This window comes from Sorangium sp. So ce145 (genome assembly GCF_051525985.1).
Taxonomy (GTDB): Bacteria; Myxococcota_A; Polyangia; order Polyangiales; family Polyangiaceae; genus Sorangium; species Sorangium cellulosum_B.
On the sequence record NZ_CP150315.1, the window covers coordinates 11804640 to 11819681 of the forward strand.

14 protein-coding genes are annotated in these 15042 nt (G+C 68.6%); 12 read left to right on the forward strand and 2 right to left on the reverse strand.

All coding sequences use genetic code 11. The features are described from left to right. Nucleotides 1-132 precede the first annotated feature (132 nt). From WMF34_RS43840 to WMF34_RS43850, 3 genes are all read left to right on the forward strand, one after another. Nucleotides 133-570: a hypothetical protein gene (locus WMF34_RS43840; protein ID WP_437991549.1), complete on the forward strand. Its 438-nt coding sequence runs from the start codon at nucleotides 133-135 to the stop codon at nucleotides 568-570. Nucleotides 571-1261: 691 nt separating this feature from the next. Then, entirely contained in the window at nucleotides 1262-1831 is a 570-nt protein-coding gene (locus WMF34_RS43845; RefSeq protein ID WP_437991550.1) for a hypothetical protein, read from the forward strand. Nucleotides 1832-2044: 213 nt separating this feature from the next. After that, nucleotides 2045-2470 (forward strand): hypothetical protein, encoded by a 426-nt coding sequence (locus tag WMF34_RS43850; protein WP_437991551.1) that lies wholly within the window; start codon nucleotides 2045-2047, stop codon nucleotides 2468-2470. A 271-nt stretch (nucleotides 2471-2741) separates the two neighbouring features. On the opposite strand, the gene WMF34_RS43855 is transcribed toward WMF34_RS43850, so the two are convergent. Then, nucleotides 2742-3644, reverse strand: a complete 903-nt coding sequence (locus WMF34_RS43855) for a LysR family transcriptional regulator (RefSeq protein WP_012241182.1) — start codon at nucleotides 3642-3644, stop codon at nucleotides 2742-2744. A gap of 76 nt (nucleotides 3645-3720) precedes the next feature. Between WMF34_RS43855 and WMF34_RS43860 the strand changes: the two genes are divergently transcribed. From WMF34_RS43860 to WMF34_RS43900, 9 genes are all read left to right on the forward strand, one after another. Continuing rightward, nucleotides 3721-4581, forward strand: coding sequence for an aldo/keto reductase family oxidoreductase (locus WMF34_RS43860; protein WP_437991552.1), 861 nt, complete (start codon nucleotides 3721-3723; stop codon nucleotides 4579-4581). A 151-nt stretch (nucleotides 4582-4732) separates the two neighbouring features. Continuing rightward, the gene (locus tag WMF34_RS43865) at nucleotides 4733-7255 is read left to right on the forward strand and encodes a hypothetical protein (RefSeq protein ID WP_437991553.1); all 2523 of its coding nucleotides are present in this window, start codon (nucleotides 4733-4735) and stop codon (nucleotides 7253-7255) included. A gap of 227 nt (nucleotides 7256-7482) precedes the next feature. Further along, nucleotides 7483-7749, forward strand: a complete 267-nt coding sequence (locus WMF34_RS43870; protein WP_044967225.1) for a hypothetical protein — start codon at nucleotides 7483-7485, stop codon at nucleotides 7747-7749. Between the two features lie 259 nt (nucleotides 7750-8008). Next, nucleotides 8009-10924, forward strand: coding sequence for a monovalent cation/H+ antiporter subunit A (locus WMF34_RS43875; RefSeq protein ID WP_012241186.1), 2916 nt, complete (start codon nucleotides 8009-8011; stop codon nucleotides 10922-10924). Next, nucleotides 10925-11269, forward strand: a complete 345-nt coding sequence (locus WMF34_RS43880) for a Na+/H+ antiporter subunit C (RefSeq protein WP_012241187.1) — start codon at nucleotides 10925-10927, stop codon at nucleotides 11267-11269. Then, nucleotides 11266-12924, forward strand: coding sequence for a monovalent cation/H+ antiporter subunit D (locus WMF34_RS43885; protein WP_012241188.1), 1659 nt, complete (start codon nucleotides 11266-11268; stop codon nucleotides 12922-12924). The genes WMF34_RS43880 and WMF34_RS43885 overlap by 4 nt, the downstream gene beginning before the upstream one ends. Then, on the forward strand, nucleotides 12921-13418 hold the full coding sequence (locus WMF34_RS43890) for a Na+/H+ antiporter subunit E (RefSeq protein WP_012241189.1): 498 nt from the start codon (nucleotides 12921-12923) through the stop codon (nucleotides 13416-13418). The genes WMF34_RS43885 and WMF34_RS43890 overlap by 4 nt, the downstream gene beginning before the upstream one ends. Then, nucleotides 13415-13693, forward strand: a complete 279-nt coding sequence (locus WMF34_RS43895; RefSeq protein WP_012241190.1) for a K+/H+ antiporter subunit F — start codon at nucleotides 13415-13417, stop codon at nucleotides 13691-13693. Before WMF34_RS43890 ends, WMF34_RS43895 begins: the two co-directional genes overlap by 4 nt. Beyond that, complete coding sequence (locus tag WMF34_RS43900) at nucleotides 13690-14043, forward strand: Na+/H+ antiporter subunit G (RefSeq protein WP_012241191.1); 354 nt, start codon at nucleotides 13690-13692, stop codon at nucleotides 14041-14043. Before WMF34_RS43895 ends, WMF34_RS43900 begins: the two co-directional genes overlap by 4 nt. Nucleotides 14044-14062: 19 nt before the next feature. Here WMF34_RS43900 and WMF34_RS43905 read toward each other — a convergent pair whose 3' ends face one another. Further along, nucleotides 14063-15028 carry a universal stress protein gene (locus WMF34_RS43905; RefSeq protein WP_437991554.1) on the reverse strand — a complete coding sequence of 322 codons (966 nt, stop codon included), beginning with the start codon at nucleotides 15026-15028 and terminating at the stop codon, nucleotides 14063-14065. Between the last annotated feature and the right edge of the window lie 14 nt (nucleotides 15029-15042).

Genomic DNA, 15042 nt, shown 5'->3' on the forward strand with positions numbered 1-15042 from the left:
CGCGCGGGCCGCTGCCCGAACGGCGTGGTCGGCGAGGACGCGGGGAGCGCGGGCGTCTCTAGAGGCGTTGCCGGTCGGGAGCGTCGCGATCCCTGTTGTCGGGCCGCGGCCGCTCTGATGGGATGCCGTGTCGTGCGCGTTCGAGCCATTACCTTCCTGAGAGCGCTGTTGATCGTGGCCGCCGTGCCTGGGGCGCTCGCCGCGTGCGGAAAGAAGGCGCCGCTCGGGTCTCCGTGCCGTGCGGACGAGGACTGCGCCTCCGGCCTCGCCTGCCACCGCGAGCAATGCCTGCACGAGGGGAGCGCCCGGCGCCTGCGCGACGAGGAGCAGCGCGCCTCGGGCGAGGGGGCCGCGCGGAAGGTCGGCGACCGCATCGAGGTCGAGTGGAAGGGCTCGTACAAGCCCGCCATCATCACCGGCGTCGTCGCCCCCGGCTCCTACCGGGTCCACTTCGACGGGTACGACGCGCAGTGGGACGAGGTCGTGACGGAAGCGCGCATCAAGGGCGGCGCGCGCTTGGGCTCGGGACAGAGGACCGCGGTGCCGGCGGCGAGCAGCACGCCGCGCTGAGCGGCGGAAGGCGGCGCCCGGAGCGCCTGCAGAGCGGCCGCGAGGACCGGGAGCGGTGGTGCGGGGGCAGCTGAGCTGCTTCTGAGAACTGTGATCGGTGTGGCGAGGGCAGCTGAGCGGTGATGGCTCAGATACCACATTACGTCACCCGTAGTGGCCTGGACTCAACAATGTAATGGCTCAGCGACATCGTGTCGCCGTTCCTTTCTTTGATTTGGGGGTACGGGTTCGACGGTCGAATTGCGTGGAGCCTGGTGAGACGCAGCGTGGATGAGGGCTCGGCGCTCGCCAACGGCGAGCACGCCTGGCATCTGCCACGAGTGCGATCTCGATCCGACGTCGCGGGATGGGGCGAATTTGTCTTACCCGCGAGGCCGCGCAAACCACGAAGGGATCAGCCATGAAATCTGAGATTCGCAGGTGGATCGTCGTAAGCGTCGTAGGCTCGCTGGCCGGTGCAAACGAGGCGAGTGCGCCAGCGCCGCCTCCACCTCCACCTAGAGCGACAAACGGGTTGAAGCTGCCTGAAAAGCGCAGAATTTCAACCGCCAAGACGCCATAAGACGCCAAGATTTTTTTGTGGTTCTTGGCGTCTTATGGCGTCTTGGCGGTTAATTCTCGCTTGATTAACGTGATCGATGTTCTAGCCGGCTGGACCGACAGGGCGATCTCTCGCTTCTATAATCGCAACATGGTGGACGCCATCACAACGATCGGGAGCTACTTCGGCGAGTCGCGAGCCGGTGGAACGATCATCAACGGCGACCTTACGGAGTTCGGGGAGCAGGGCGATGCCCTCGAGGACTATCGCTCGATCTGGGATAAAGGCCTCGGGATGAACGTTTATCCCGGCCTCGGCAACCACGACTACTTCGCCAACGTTGTCGACAAATGCCATGAGAACGGGTGCGCGATTGGAATGATCAATTACTTCCGCAATCAGGTAAGCAATCTCAATCCATCAAGCTTCGATTTCCTGGAATCCACCGGCTACGAGTTCCCTCACGCCTGTCTCTATTTGGATGGAAGTTTCGGGTATTCGTGGACCATCGGGGACGTTCTCTTCATCCAGCTCAACAACTATTCGTCGTACGAAAAGTCATTCGGAGGATATAGGGTCGATGAGGCGCGATGGTGGAAGGTGACGGTTCAGAAGTCTCACACATGGATTGAGGGTCAACTCGAAGCCGCGCGGAAAGCTGGGAAGTCGGTCGTCCTCAACATGCACAGCGCCGGCACGCCGGCTCGGGCGCCGAACTGAATCCGTTCGGCCACCTCGACGAGCCCATGCCCAGCAGGGACAGCTTGGATATCTTGTTCTCGTCAGCGACGTGGACGTACGAGTTTCCGCTGCGTCGCTGACGCGCTCGCCGCGACGTCTCTGCGCGCAAGCTCACGTGGAGCGTACCGAACACCGCACGCGAACACACGCGTTGCCGTCGTTCGCACACCCCTTGGAAGGGCGAGGGCACGAATGGTCGGATATCGCGAACGTATCACGGACGCCTTTTGCCTCGTGGTCGGAGGCGTCCTGCTCTCGAGCGGCATGCACGCGCACTTGCCGCCGACCGGACCCGTCGGTGCGATCTTCGGACTCGCAGTCCTCCTGCGAATCGTACGCCGCTCGAAGACGGTGCTCGGTGTGGTCGCGAAGCTCGCCATCTTCTCGGCGCCGATCGCCGCCTTGCTCATCCATCGGTGGATCATCGCCTCGATCTGGCTCGCGTACACGCTCGCGCAATGGCACGAGACGCCTCGCGCGGAGCTCGTGACGCTCGCCGTGTTCCTCACGGTGTTCGGCGCGTGGTCGATCACGAGGCCGCTCTCCCCTTCGCAGGGCCAGACGACAGCGGTGGGCATCGCCAGCCTCGACTACGACCCCGGTGGCACCGTCGACTAACTGATGCTGGACGCGAAGCGATCGCAGCTCCTCCGAACGATGGGCGGTGAGCGCCTCGGAGCGCTCCGTGTTCTCGCGTTTCGTATACGCTCCGTTCCTCGGCGTTCTCCTCGCGCTTTCGCTCGTGGTTCGAGCGGCGCGATCCGGCTCGATTTTCCTGCGCGCCCCCGTCGCGACGCGCGCGTCCGCCCGCCACGTCGGTTCGCCGAGCTGACGGGCGACACCATCGCGCTTCGCTTCGATCCGGGCGACGAAGGCGCTCGCCCGCGCGTCATTTGCTGCCTGCGCGGATGAAGTCCACGAACGCGCGAAGCGCGGCGGGCATGTGGCGGCGGCTCGGATAATAGAGAAAGGGGCCGGAGAGACGCGACCACCAGCGCTCCAGGACCGGCTTCAGGGCGCCGCTCTCGAGGTGCGGGCGCAGCCAGTCCTCGAACCAGTAGACGAGACCGGTGCCCGCGATCGCGGCGTCCACGAGGAGGTCCGTCGCATTCCCGAGGCTGCCGACGAGCGGGCCGGTCGGGTCGACCTTCACGACCTCGCCGTCGCGCTCGAATTCCCACGGGCACAGCGCGCCGCTCGGGAAGCGGCCGCGCAGGCATGCGTGATCGAGGAGCTTGCGCGGATGGGTCGGGCGCCCGTGCCGCTCGAGGTAGGCGCCCGACGCCGCGAGCGCCAGGCGCTGCTCGCGCTGGCCGATCGGGACCGCGATCATGTCTTTCTCCAGCGTCTCTTCGTAACGAATGCCTGCGTCGCAGCCCGCGGCGAGGATGTCGACGAGCTTGTCGTCCGCCGTCACCTCGACGCGGATATCGGGATATGCGGCGAGGAACGGCGGCAAGATCCGCGGGAGCACGAGCCGCGCGGCGACGACGGGGACGTTCAACCGGAGCGTGCCGGCTGGCTTTTCGCTCGTGCTCTTCACGACGTCGAGCGCCGCTGCGATCTCGGCGAGCGCAGGACCGAGCCGCTCGAGGAGACGCGCGCCTGCCTCGGTCGGCGCGACGCTGCGGGTCGTCCGATGAAGAAGCCGAACGCCGAGCTCGCCCTCCAGCCGGCGCACCGCCTCGCTCGCGCTCGACGCGCTCGTGCGGCTCGTGCGGCTCGCCTCGCGGAAGCCGCCGGCGCGCGCCACCGCGGCGAAGACTCGGACGTCGTCGAGATCCACTGCCATTGTTCGCCTTTCCGTACGGGCCGTGCTGATTCCAGGCTCTTATCATACACCCCGTCGCGGCCTACCGTCGACAGCCATGACGAATCTAGCCAAGGTCGGGACGTTCAAGATGGGCAGTCGCACGGTGAAGCGCTTCGGGTACGGAGCCATGCAGCTCGCCGGGCCGGGCGTGTTCGGACCGCCGAGAGACCGCGGTGCCGCGCTCGCCGTGCTGCGCGAGGCGGTGAAGCGCGGCGTCGATCACATCGACACGAGCGACGTGTACGGGCCGCACGTCACGAATCAGATCATCCGCGAGGCGCTGCACCCGTATCCGAGGGATCTGGTGATCGCCACGAAGGTCGGCGCGAGACGCGGCCCACAGGGATCCTGGGAGCCGGCGTTCGCCGTCGAGGACATCGCGAGCGCGGTCCACGACAACCTCCGGAATCTCGGCGTCGACGCGCTCGACGTCGTGAACCTGCGCGTCCTGTTCGACGCGCAGGGACCCGCGGAAGGCTCGATCGAGGCGCCGCTCTCGGCGCTCATGAAGCTGCAGCGCGAGGGCAAGGTCCGCCACATCGGTCTCAGCAACGTGACCGCGAAGCAGGTGGAAGAGGGGCGCGCGATGACCGAGATCGTGTGCGTGCAGAACCTGTACAACCTCGCGCACCGGCAGGACGACGCGCTGATCGACAGCCTCGCCGCGGCGGGCATCGCGTACGTGCCGTTCTTCCCGCTCGGCGGCTTCTCGCCGCTCCAGTCCTCGACGCTGTCCGACGTCGCACGCCAGCTCGGCGCGACGCCGATGCAGGTCGCGCTCGCGTGGCTGCTGCGGCGCTCGCCGAACATCCTTCTCATTCCCGGGACGTCGAGCGTCGAGCACCTGCGCGAGAACCTCGCGGCGGCAGATCTCGAGCTGTCCGACGACGCGATGAAGGCGCTCGACCGTATCTAGATCTCTCTCGAGTCGCATTGTCCCGCTCACCTCGGGTGGTCGAAGGGGAGGGGGCGCACAACAACGTCGATTGTGCAGACTCGATCCCTGCGACGCCCCTGGCGCTGCCTTGGCGATGAATGGCCAGGGGATCGGCGGCATCGAAGGCGCCATGCACACGAGATCCACCCAGATTGTCGCGGTGTCGTTCGTCGCTCTCCTCGGCTGCTCCGACGCAGGTGGCGGAAACCTCGGCGGAGGCGGAGCTGCTCCTGGAACGACGACCGGCGCGGAGGGCGGCTCCGGGGGCGGAGGCGGAGGCTCCGGCGGCGAGAGTTCCACCCCCGGCTCTGGAGGCCACGGCGGCGCCGGGGGCTCTGGCGGCGAGAGCGCCACGTCGGGCACCGGCGGCGCCGGGGGCTCTGGCGGCGAGAGCGCCACGTCGGGCACCGGCGGCGCCGGGGGCTCTGGCGGCGAGAGCGCCACGTCGGGCACCGGCGGCGCCGGGGGCTCTGGCGGCGAGAGCGCCACGTCGGGCACCGGCGGCGCCGGGGGCTCTGGCGGCGAGAGCTCCGCGTCGGGCACCGGCGGCGCCGGGGGCTCTGGCGGCGAGAGCGCCACGTCGGGCACCGGCGGCGCCGGGGGCTCTGGCGGCGAGAGCGCCACGTCGGGCACCGGCGGCGCCGGGGGCTCGGGCGGCGAGAGCTCCACGTCAGGCGCCGGCGGCGAAGGGGGCAGCGCCGCCTTCGGGCCGTGCGGCACCGCAGGCACCTCGTTCGGCCCTCCGGGGGCCTTTCTCGATCTCGGTCACCAGAAAGGCCTCAGCCGGCTCTTCGTCTCCGGAAGCCGCGTGCTGAGCTGGGACTACGATCGCTGGATGCTCTGGGACACCGACTCCAGCGCTGCGATCGCCGACGGACACGCGCCGGGCGGCTTCGACCCCGGCAGTCCGAACCTCGGGATTTTGCCGTTCGAGCTGCCGGGCGGCGTGGTCCTCCGCGGCGACATCGTGCTGATCCAGACGGACCCCGAGCACGCCTTCGAGCTGCGCAGCGCCATCGACGGCTCCGTCCTGGCCTCCGTGACCACCGAGTACGACCAGGCGGGGCTCGCGAGCGACGGCAGCTATGCGTGGACGCGCCGCCAGTCCACCAGCACGATCACGCTCTGGAGCACCGCGGGGGTCGAGCGCTGGTCCGCAGCGGTGAACCACCAGGGCGATGTCCACGCGGCGCCGGACGCGCTCCGGATCGCACCGCTGCCCCCTGTTCCCCTGCAAAATAGCATCGCCGTGCTCCCCGCTGACGGCTCGCCTCCCACGGTCACCCCCGAGCTCTCGGGCACATTCCACTCCTGGTTCCAGGATGGCGAGCGATTTCTCACCACCGTCGGCACGACGGTGCGCGTGTACTCGAAGGCGGGGATCCAGGAGGGCATCGTCAACCTGCCGTCGACCAAGCAACTCGCGGGGACGCGCGACTATTTTTGGATGCTCGCGGACAACAGAGCGGACTCTCCGCTCATGGTCTATCGCGTCGGAGGCGGAGCCGTCCCCGTCGCCGAGTACCCTGACCGAGCCGACTTTCGCTACACGTTCGCGCCGACCGAGCGTGCGCTCGCCTTGCTCCGCAAGCAAACGTCGAGGCTCGACATCATCGATCTCGACGGCCCCGAGGTGACCCTGACCGAACACGCGCCGCCGCTGGTCGAGAACGCCAGCGTCCACATCGACCAGGACCTGCGCCTGGCGGTCTCGAACGTGTACGGCGCGATCTCGTACAAAGGCACCCTCACCGATCCGGGAGGTTCGGGGCTGCTCGGCTGCGGCACGCTCCACTCCGTCGCAGGCGCTCCCTCGGGGCACGTGGCCCTCGCGACGGGTTCGGGGAAGACGCTCGTCTATGATACGGCGGCGCTCGACGCCGGGCCCTCGGCGGTCGTTCCGTTCCACAGCAACAAGGTGCTGCTCTCGGCGGACGGCGGCCTGCTCGCGGCGCGCGCCGCCCTCGATCCGATGGTCACGGACAAATCACTCCGTCTCTTCTCGCTGCCGGACGGCGCGCAGCTCGCCTCGCTCTTGCGCGAGGAGGTGATTCAAGACTTCTCGATGTCCTTCGACGGCAGCACGGTCGGCCGCACCTACCGCGTCGACTCGAGCAGGACGGAGCGCGTCGTGAGCGACTGGGCGGGCAGCGCGCCGCTCTTCCAGGACACCGGGCACCGGCCGGCGCCGCTCGTCTCCCCCGACGGTCACCACGTCGTCGTCACGGACTCCGCCCCCTCGGAAGGCTGCGGGTTCACGCAGCTCTACGAGGATGGCGCGCTCGTCAACGTGGTGCCCGGCTGCGCGATCGGCTGGCTCGACGACACCCACGTTCTCGTCCAGTCGTACAACCGCTTCCCCCAAAGCAGCCGCTGGACGTACCAGGCCTCCACGATCTACGACGAGCTCGGCAACCCGGTCGCCGCGCCGCCGCTGCCGAGGATCCCCATCCGCACCGACTCCACGGATGTGCGCGACAACTACGGGATCCAGCCGGTCTCGGCGACGGCGCTCTACTCGCGCTACGACGGCGTCCTCTACGACATCGAGACGGGGGCGGCGCTCGCGACCTTCCCGGGCTTGCGAAGCGCCGTCGCCGGCGCCTTCATGGTCCATCCGTGCGGATACGGCGTTTGCGCAGAGACCTACTGAGCCGGCGTGCGGCGCCCGGTTCGACCTCCGCCGGATTCCAGCAAAACTCGAACTCAAAAATCGACATCGGCCCGTGCCCAGACTGGCCCCGCCACGTTCTTCCTAGGGCGAAGGGGCCGGCAACAACGGCGGGCCGCTTCCGGGGCGCCGCGCTGCATGGGCCGGCCGGCTCCCCTCCATCCACACGTTGCGAGCTGCAGGGCTGGACCATGCGCAAGACTTATCTCATGGCGTCGATTTTCGTTGCGACCGCGCTCCTCGCGGCCGGCTGCAAGACGGGGACATGCGCGGATGCCGTCGAGCACGCCGAGGCCTGCGGGGTCGACGATCTCGAGCTCGACGACGACCTCACCGGCTGCTCCGAACACGAGGCGTGTCGCGCGTCGTGCGTGCTCGACGCGCCCTGCGACGAGATCAAGGCGTCTTTCGCCGGCGGCACGGACCGCAGCACGGAGGTCTGGCGCTGCTACGAGCAGTGCCCCATCTCAGACTGATGGCCGATTCTACCGATCGGCTTTCACTCCATGGCCTGCGGGGCTTCACGGACGAGCGGGGGGCTGCTCGCGGTCGTTGATGCCCACGAGCGAGCCGGCGGCGCCGCGGTGGTTGTGGTGCGGGACGCCGGCTCGCTCGTGGGCATCAACGACCGCGCGCAGATCGCCGCCGCCGCATCGCCGACCGGCGCCGCGAACGCCGCGACCCCTCCCACCTTTTGGCTGAAACCGGGGCGGTCGGCAAGTACACTCGCGCGCCATGCCTGTGGTCGCCCTGCTCCTCTTGCCATTTCTCGGAAGCGTGCTCACCGCGCTCCTGCCGACGCGGGCACGATCCGAGCTCGCGGCTTGCGCAGGGCTCGTGTCGGCCGGCGCGGCGGCCTGGGTCATCAGCCTGTTCCCGCGGGTGCGCGACGGGGGCGTGATCCGCGAGACGATCTCGTGGGTGCCTTCGATCGGTCTCGATCTGGTCCTTCGGATCGACGGGTTCGCGTGGATGTTCGCCGTGCTCATCACCGTCATCGGCGCCCTCGTCTGTCTGTACGCGCGCTACTACATGTCCCCCGAGGATCCGGTGGCGCGCCTGTACGCGCTCTTCCTCGCGTTCATGGGCGCGATGCTGGGCGTCGTGGTCTCGGGCAACCTCGTTCAGCTCGTCGTCTTCTGGGAGCTCACGAGCCTCGTTTCGTTCCTGCTCATCGGCTACTGGCATCACCGGGTGGACGCGCAGCGGGGCGCGCGCATGGCGCTCACCGTGACCGGCGCGGGCGGGCTCGCGCTCCTCGGAGGCGTGATCGTCCTCGGCCACATCGTCGGCAGCTACGAGCTCGATGTGGCCCTCGCCTCGGGCGACCGCGTGCGGGCACACCCGCTCTACCCGGTCGCGCTCGTCCTCATCTTGCTTGGTGCGCTCACCAAGAGCGCTCAATTCCCGTTTCACTTCTGGCTGCCGCGGGCGATGGCCGCGCCGACGCCGGTGTCCGCCTACCTGCACTCGGCGACCATGGTGAAGGCGGGCGTATTCCTGCTCGCGCGGCTCTGGCCGGCGCTGTCGGGGACCGAGCTGTGGTTCTGGATCGTCAGCGGCGCGGGCATGACGACGCTCCTGCTCGGCGCGTACATCGCGATGTTCCAGAACGATCTGAAGCGCGTGCTCGCCTACTCGACCGTCAGCCACCTCGGCCTCATCACGCTCCTCTTCGGGCTCAACAGCTCGCTCGCCGCCGTCGCCGGCGTGTTCCACATCATGAACCACGCGACGTTCAAGGCCTCGCTGTTCATGGCCGCGGGCGTCGTCGACCACGAGACCGGGACGCGCGACATCCGTCGCTTGAATGGCCTGATTCGCGCCATGCCTCGCACCGGCACGCTGGCGCTCGTGGCGAGCGGCGCGATGGCCGGCGTGCCGCTGCTCAACGGCTTTCTGTCGAAGGAGATGTTCTTCGCCGAGACGATGTTCTTGTCCGCGCACCCCTCGGTGGAAGTGGGGCTCCCGGCGCTGGCGACGCTCGCGGCGATCTTCGCGGTCGTGTACTCGCTGCGCTTTGGCTATGACATCTTCTTCGGCCCGCCGTCGACCGATCTCCCTCGCCAGCCGGAGGAAGCCCCGCGGTGGATGCGGACACCGATCGAGCTCCTGGTGCTCAGCTGCCTCATCGTCGGCATCGCGCCGACGATCTCCATCGGGCCATCGCTCGCGGCCGCCGCCCGCCCCGTGGTCGGCGGGACGCTCCCGGACTACAGCCTCGCCATCTGGCACGGCTTCAACCCGCCTTTCGTCATGAGCCTCGTCGCCATCTCAGGCGGCGTCGCTGGGTACCTCTGGCTGCGCAAGCATCAGGAGCAGGGGCGGCTCCAGGATACGCCCTTCATCGAACGGCTCAACGGAAGGCGGCTGTTCGAGGGCGCGCTGCTCGGGCTCACGCGCCTCTCGCGGAGGGTGCTCGGGCTCGTCGGAACTCGACGGCTTCAGACGCAGATGTTCGCCATCATCGCGGTCGCGCTCCTCCTCGCGCTCCTCGCGGCGCAGGGCGTCCCGCTGGAGTGGGGCGACCGCGACAGGCTCCCCGCGTCGCCTGCGTTCGTGATCTTGTGGGGCATCGGCGCGGTCTGCGCGGTCGGCGCTGCCGTGATGGCAAAGTTCCACAGGCTGATCGCGATCACGTTGATGGGCGGCGCAGGCCTCGTCACCTGCCTGACGTTCATGTGGTTCTCGGCGCCCGACCTCGCCCTCACGCAGGTCGTCGTGGAGGTCGTCACCACCATCCTGTTCCTGCTCGGGCTGCGCTGGTTGCCGATGCGCATCGAAGGAATTTCGAGGCCTGTCACGGCCCGCGACAGGGTGCGGCGCGCGCGCGATCTGCTGCTCGCGATCGGCGCCGGCAGCGGTCTCGCCGCGCTCTCCTATGCGATGCTGACCCGGCCGGCGCCGCACAGCATCTCACCGTTCTTCCTCGGCCGCGCGCTGCCGGAGGGAGGAGGCGCCAACGTCGTCAACGTCATGCTCGTCGACTTTCGCGCCTTCGACACGCTCGGCGAGATCACGGTCCTCGGCGCGGTCGCGCTCACGGTCTACGCCCTCCTGCGCCGCTTTCGACCGCCGCCGGAGAGCGTCGAGCAGCCCCAGCAACAGAGAGCTTTGCCGGCCGACATCGTCACCGACCTCATGAAGCCGCGCACGGCCGAGGACGCCGAGCGCGGATACATGATGGTGCCGGCGGTCATCGCGCGCGTGCTCCTGCCGGTCTCCGTCCTCGTCGCAGCGCACTTCCTCCTTCGTGGGCACAACGAGCCAGGCGGCGGCTTCGTGGCCGGCCTCATCGTCGCGATCGCGATGCTCATGCAGTACATGGTCTCGGGGGCGCTCTGGCTGGAGGCGCGCGCGCGCCTCCGTCCGGCGCGCTGGATCGCCGCTGGACTGCTGCTCGGGGCGACCACCGGCCTCGGCGCGCTCGCCGTCGGCTATCCCTTCCTTACGACGCACACGGCCCATGTCAGGCTGCCGCTGGTCGGCGAAGCACACCTGCCGAGCGCCAGCTTCTTCGACCTCGGCGTGTTCGCGGCCGTCGTGGGAGCGACGCTCCTCACCCTCACGGCGCTCGCTCACCAGTCGCTGCGCGCACACCGGCGATCGACGCAGGGTCCAGCGCCGTCGACGAGAAAGGGCACGAGCTAGATGGAAGCTTTGCTCGCGCTCGTCATCGGCGTGCTCGGCGGAGCCGGGGTCTGGCTCGTGCTGCGTCCGCGGACCTTCCAGGTGATCATGGGGCTCACGTTGCTCTCGTACGCGGTGAACCTCTTCATCTTCAGCATGGGGAGCATCTTCATCGACAAGCCGCCGATCGTGCGACCTGGAGCGCCTGCCGATCTCCAGCACTACACGGATCCGATGCCGCAGTCCCTCGTGCTCACGGCCATCGTGATCGGCTTCGCGACCACGGCGCTCTTCCTCGTCGTGCTCCTCGCCTCGCGCGGCCTCAGCGGCACCGACCACGTGGATGGAACGAGGGAGGAGCCATGATCGAGCGCTTCCCGCACATCCTCGTCGCGCCCGTCGTGCTGCCGCTGATGACGGCGGCCCTGCTGCTCCTGCTCGGTGAGAAGCGCAAGCGCGCCAAGTCGATCGTCAACATCGGCGCGGCCCTGGCGGGCCTCCTCGTGGCGCTGGAGATCATGCGCGGCGCCGACGCCGGCGGCTCGTCCGGCGCCGCCGGTGTGTATCTCATGTCGAACTGGGAGGCGCCTTTCGGGATCGTGCTCGTCGCGGACCGGCTCTCGGCGCTCATGCTGGTGCTGGTCGGTGTGGTGAGCCTCTGCGCCGCCCTCTACGCCGAAGCCGCGTGGGGCCGCGCGGGCGCGTACTTCCATGCGCTCTTCCAGATCCAATTGATGGGGCTCAACGGCGCCTTTCTCACGGGGGACCTCTTCAACCTCTTCGTGTTCTTCGAGGTGATGCTCGCGGCGTCGTATGGCCTGCATCTTCATGGGTCGGGGTGGCCGCGGGTGCGCTCGGGGCTCCACTACATCGCGGTGAACCTGCTCGCGTCGTCGCTCTTCCTCGTCGGCCTCGCGGTGCTCTACGGCGTCATGGGCACGCTTTCCATGGCCGACATCGCCGAGAAGCTCGCGCTCGTCCCGGCGCGCGATCGCGGGCTCTTGCATGCAGGCGCGGCGGTCCTCGCCGTGGCGTTCCTCATCAAGGCGGCGATCTGGCCCCTCAACTCCTGGCTGGTGCCGGCGTACGCGGCCACGAGCGCGCCTGTCGCGGCGCTCTTCGCGCTGATGACCAAGGTGGGCATCTACGCGCTCGTGCGCTCGTGGACGCTGTTCTTCTCCGCGGGCGCTTCAGCGCAGTTCGGGGGGACAGTCCTGCTCTACGCAGGGCTCGCGACCATCGCCTTCGGCGCGATCGGCCTCATGGCGTCCATGTCCCTCGGGCGCATCGCGGGCTTCTCGGTGATCGTGTCGTCCGGGACGCTCCTCGCGGCGCTCGGGACGGGGACCCCCGCGGTGACGTCGGCGGCGCTGTTCTACATGCTGAGCGCCACGCTGGCGGTGAGCGCTCTCTTCCTCCTCGTCGAGCTGGTGGAGCGCATCGGCTCCGATGGACAGCGGCGGGTGCCGGACCTCGACGTGGAGCCGGGCGAGGACACCAACCTCGATGAAGAGGAGGCGCCGCTCGTCGGCCAAGCGTTTCCGGTGTCCATCGCGTTGCTCGGCCTGGCGTTCATGGTCTGCGCGCTGCTCGTCGCGGGGCTGCCGCCGCTCTCGGGTTTCGTCGCGAAGACCTCGTTGCTGACCGCCCTCCTGTCGCTCCGAGGGGACGGCCACGCGAGCACCAGCGCCCCCGCCTCGTCCGCCGCGTGGATCCTCTTTGGGCTGCTGCTCCTCTCGGGGCTCGCGGCCACCATCTCCCTCGCGAGGGCGGGCATTCGACACTTCTGGGTGACGGGTGGGCGGCTCCCGCCCCGCTTGAAGGTCGTCGAGGCCGCCTCCGTCATCGGCCTCCTTCTCTGCTGCATCTTGCTCACGCTGTACGCTGAGCCGGTCATGCGCGCCACGCGCGCGACGGCCGCGGGACTGCACGCGCCGAAGGCGTACATCGAGGCTGTCTTGTCGGCGAGGCCTCGCCCGGGACCGACGCGTCCCGTGATCGAAGAGGGGGAGGCACCGTGACCTTCCTCAAGAAGATCGTGCCCGCGCCGCTGTTGTCCGCCGCTCTGTTCGCGTTGTGGCTCGTGCTCTCGCGCTCCACGAGCGCGGGCCAGATCGTCCTGGGGCTAGGGCTCGCGCTGGCGGTGCCGCTCCTCACCTCGGCCCTGCGGCTCACGAACGTCCGGGCGCGGCGACCGCTGGTCGTCGTGCGCTTCATCCTGAGGGTCGGCTACGACGTCTTGCTCTCGAATTTCGAGGTCGCCTGGGGCGTGGTCACATGGCAATGGCGGCGACCGCGGTCGAGGTTCGTGATCGTGCCCCTCGACCTGCGTGACCCCGTCGGGCTGGCCGCGTTATCCATGGTGACGACCGTGGTTCCGGGCACCGTGTGGTCGGAGCTCGCGCTCGATCGCCGCGCGCTCTTGCTGCACGTGTGGGATGTCGGTGATGAAGGCGCCTTCGTCGCCCGCTTCAAGGCTCGCTACGAGGAGCCTCTCAGGGAGATCTTCGAATGAGCGCACTTCTGTCTGGCGCAATTGCCTTCGCGCTCGGCTGCTACGCCGTCGCGTCGGTGCTGGTGGTCATCCGGTTGATCCGGGGGCCGCGGGCACAGGATCGCGTGTTCGCGCTCGACCTGCTCTACTTCCACGCGATGCTGGTCATGCTGGTGCTTGGTATTCGTCACCGGAGCGACACGTACTTCGACGCCGCGTTGCTGATCGCGCTCTTCAGCTTCGTGAGCTCGTCCGCGATGGCGAAGTTCATCCTGCGCGGGGAGGTGATTGAATGAACCAGCTTCCCCTCTGGGTCGAGGCGGCGGTCGCTGCGCTGCTCGTGCTGAGCGGCCTGTTCGTTGTCATCTCCGCGTTCGGGTTCCTGCGCCTGCCAGACTTCTTCCTGCGCATGCATCCCCCAGCGCTGGCGTACACCTTCGGCAGCTGGTGCGTGACGCTGGCAGGCATCCTCTACTTTTCGATGATCGAGTCCCGGCCCGTGCTGCACCCGTGGCTCATCATCATCATGCTCTCCATCACGGTCCCCGTGACCACGCTGCTCTTGGCACGTGTGGCGCTGTTCCGCCGCCGCGCCGCGGGGGCAGCCGACGCTCCACCTCCGCTCACTCCACACCGCGACCCCTAGTGAACGGCAGGGCGCAGCCTCATTCGGGCTCCTCGGCGCGTGGCCGAGCAGGCACGATCAGCACGTCGCTGGCGACCTGACGCAGCACGTCTCCAGCGACCGTTCCGAGGAAGGCGTGAGCGACCCCGGAATAGCCGTGGGTGCCGAGCACCAGCAGGTCGCTGTCTGCCTTCTTGACTGCCTTCTCGATCACGAGCCGCGCGGAGCCGCATCGAACATGCATCTTCCAGGGCGGCGCCTCTGTTGGCCGCACCTTCGCCTGCGCGAGCGAGGTCGCGAGCAGCTTCACGATCTGCTGTGTAGCCGATTGCTCGAGCTCGCTGCTCCATGCCTCTGCGTCCTCCTCCGAGAGGCTGCGATAGATGGCTCCGCGATAGGGCGTGTCGAACGCGTGGATCACCGTGACACGCGGCCGCGGGGTCGGAATCAACCGGAGCATCAGCGCGAGCACATCCGTGGATCCTTGCTCGAGATCGAGGGCGACCGCGGGCCGGCCGTACGCCGCGCGAGGAGCCAGCCGGACCGCCAGGACCGGGAGCTGCCCGCGGCGGATGACACGCTCCGCGGTCGAGCCGAGGAAGGTGTCCCGGAGCGCGCTGCTGCCGCCGCGACCCATGACGATGAGCTCGGCGCTCGTCGAGGTCGCGCAGCCTGCGATCTCCGCGGCCGGGCTGCCGAACTTCACCACCGGTTCGACGTCGACGCCCTTGGGCAGCATCTTTGCGAGATGCCGCGCCTCGCTCACGAGTGATTTTCTGGCATCCCGCTCGGCGCGGTCCTGGGCCTTGGCGGGGAGGTTGCCGGGAACGACGTGAAGCAGCGTGACGCGAGCTCCATCGGCCAGAGGCAGAAGCGCGACCCGGCCGAGGACGCGGTCCGAAATGGCCGTCAGGTCGACGGGGACGAGCAGCGAATGGAAGCGCTCGGCCTCGTCCATCTCGGGCTGCCCGTTGCCTGCCCCCGGTTTCTTCAGATGCTCGGTCACTGGTGGCCTCCTCT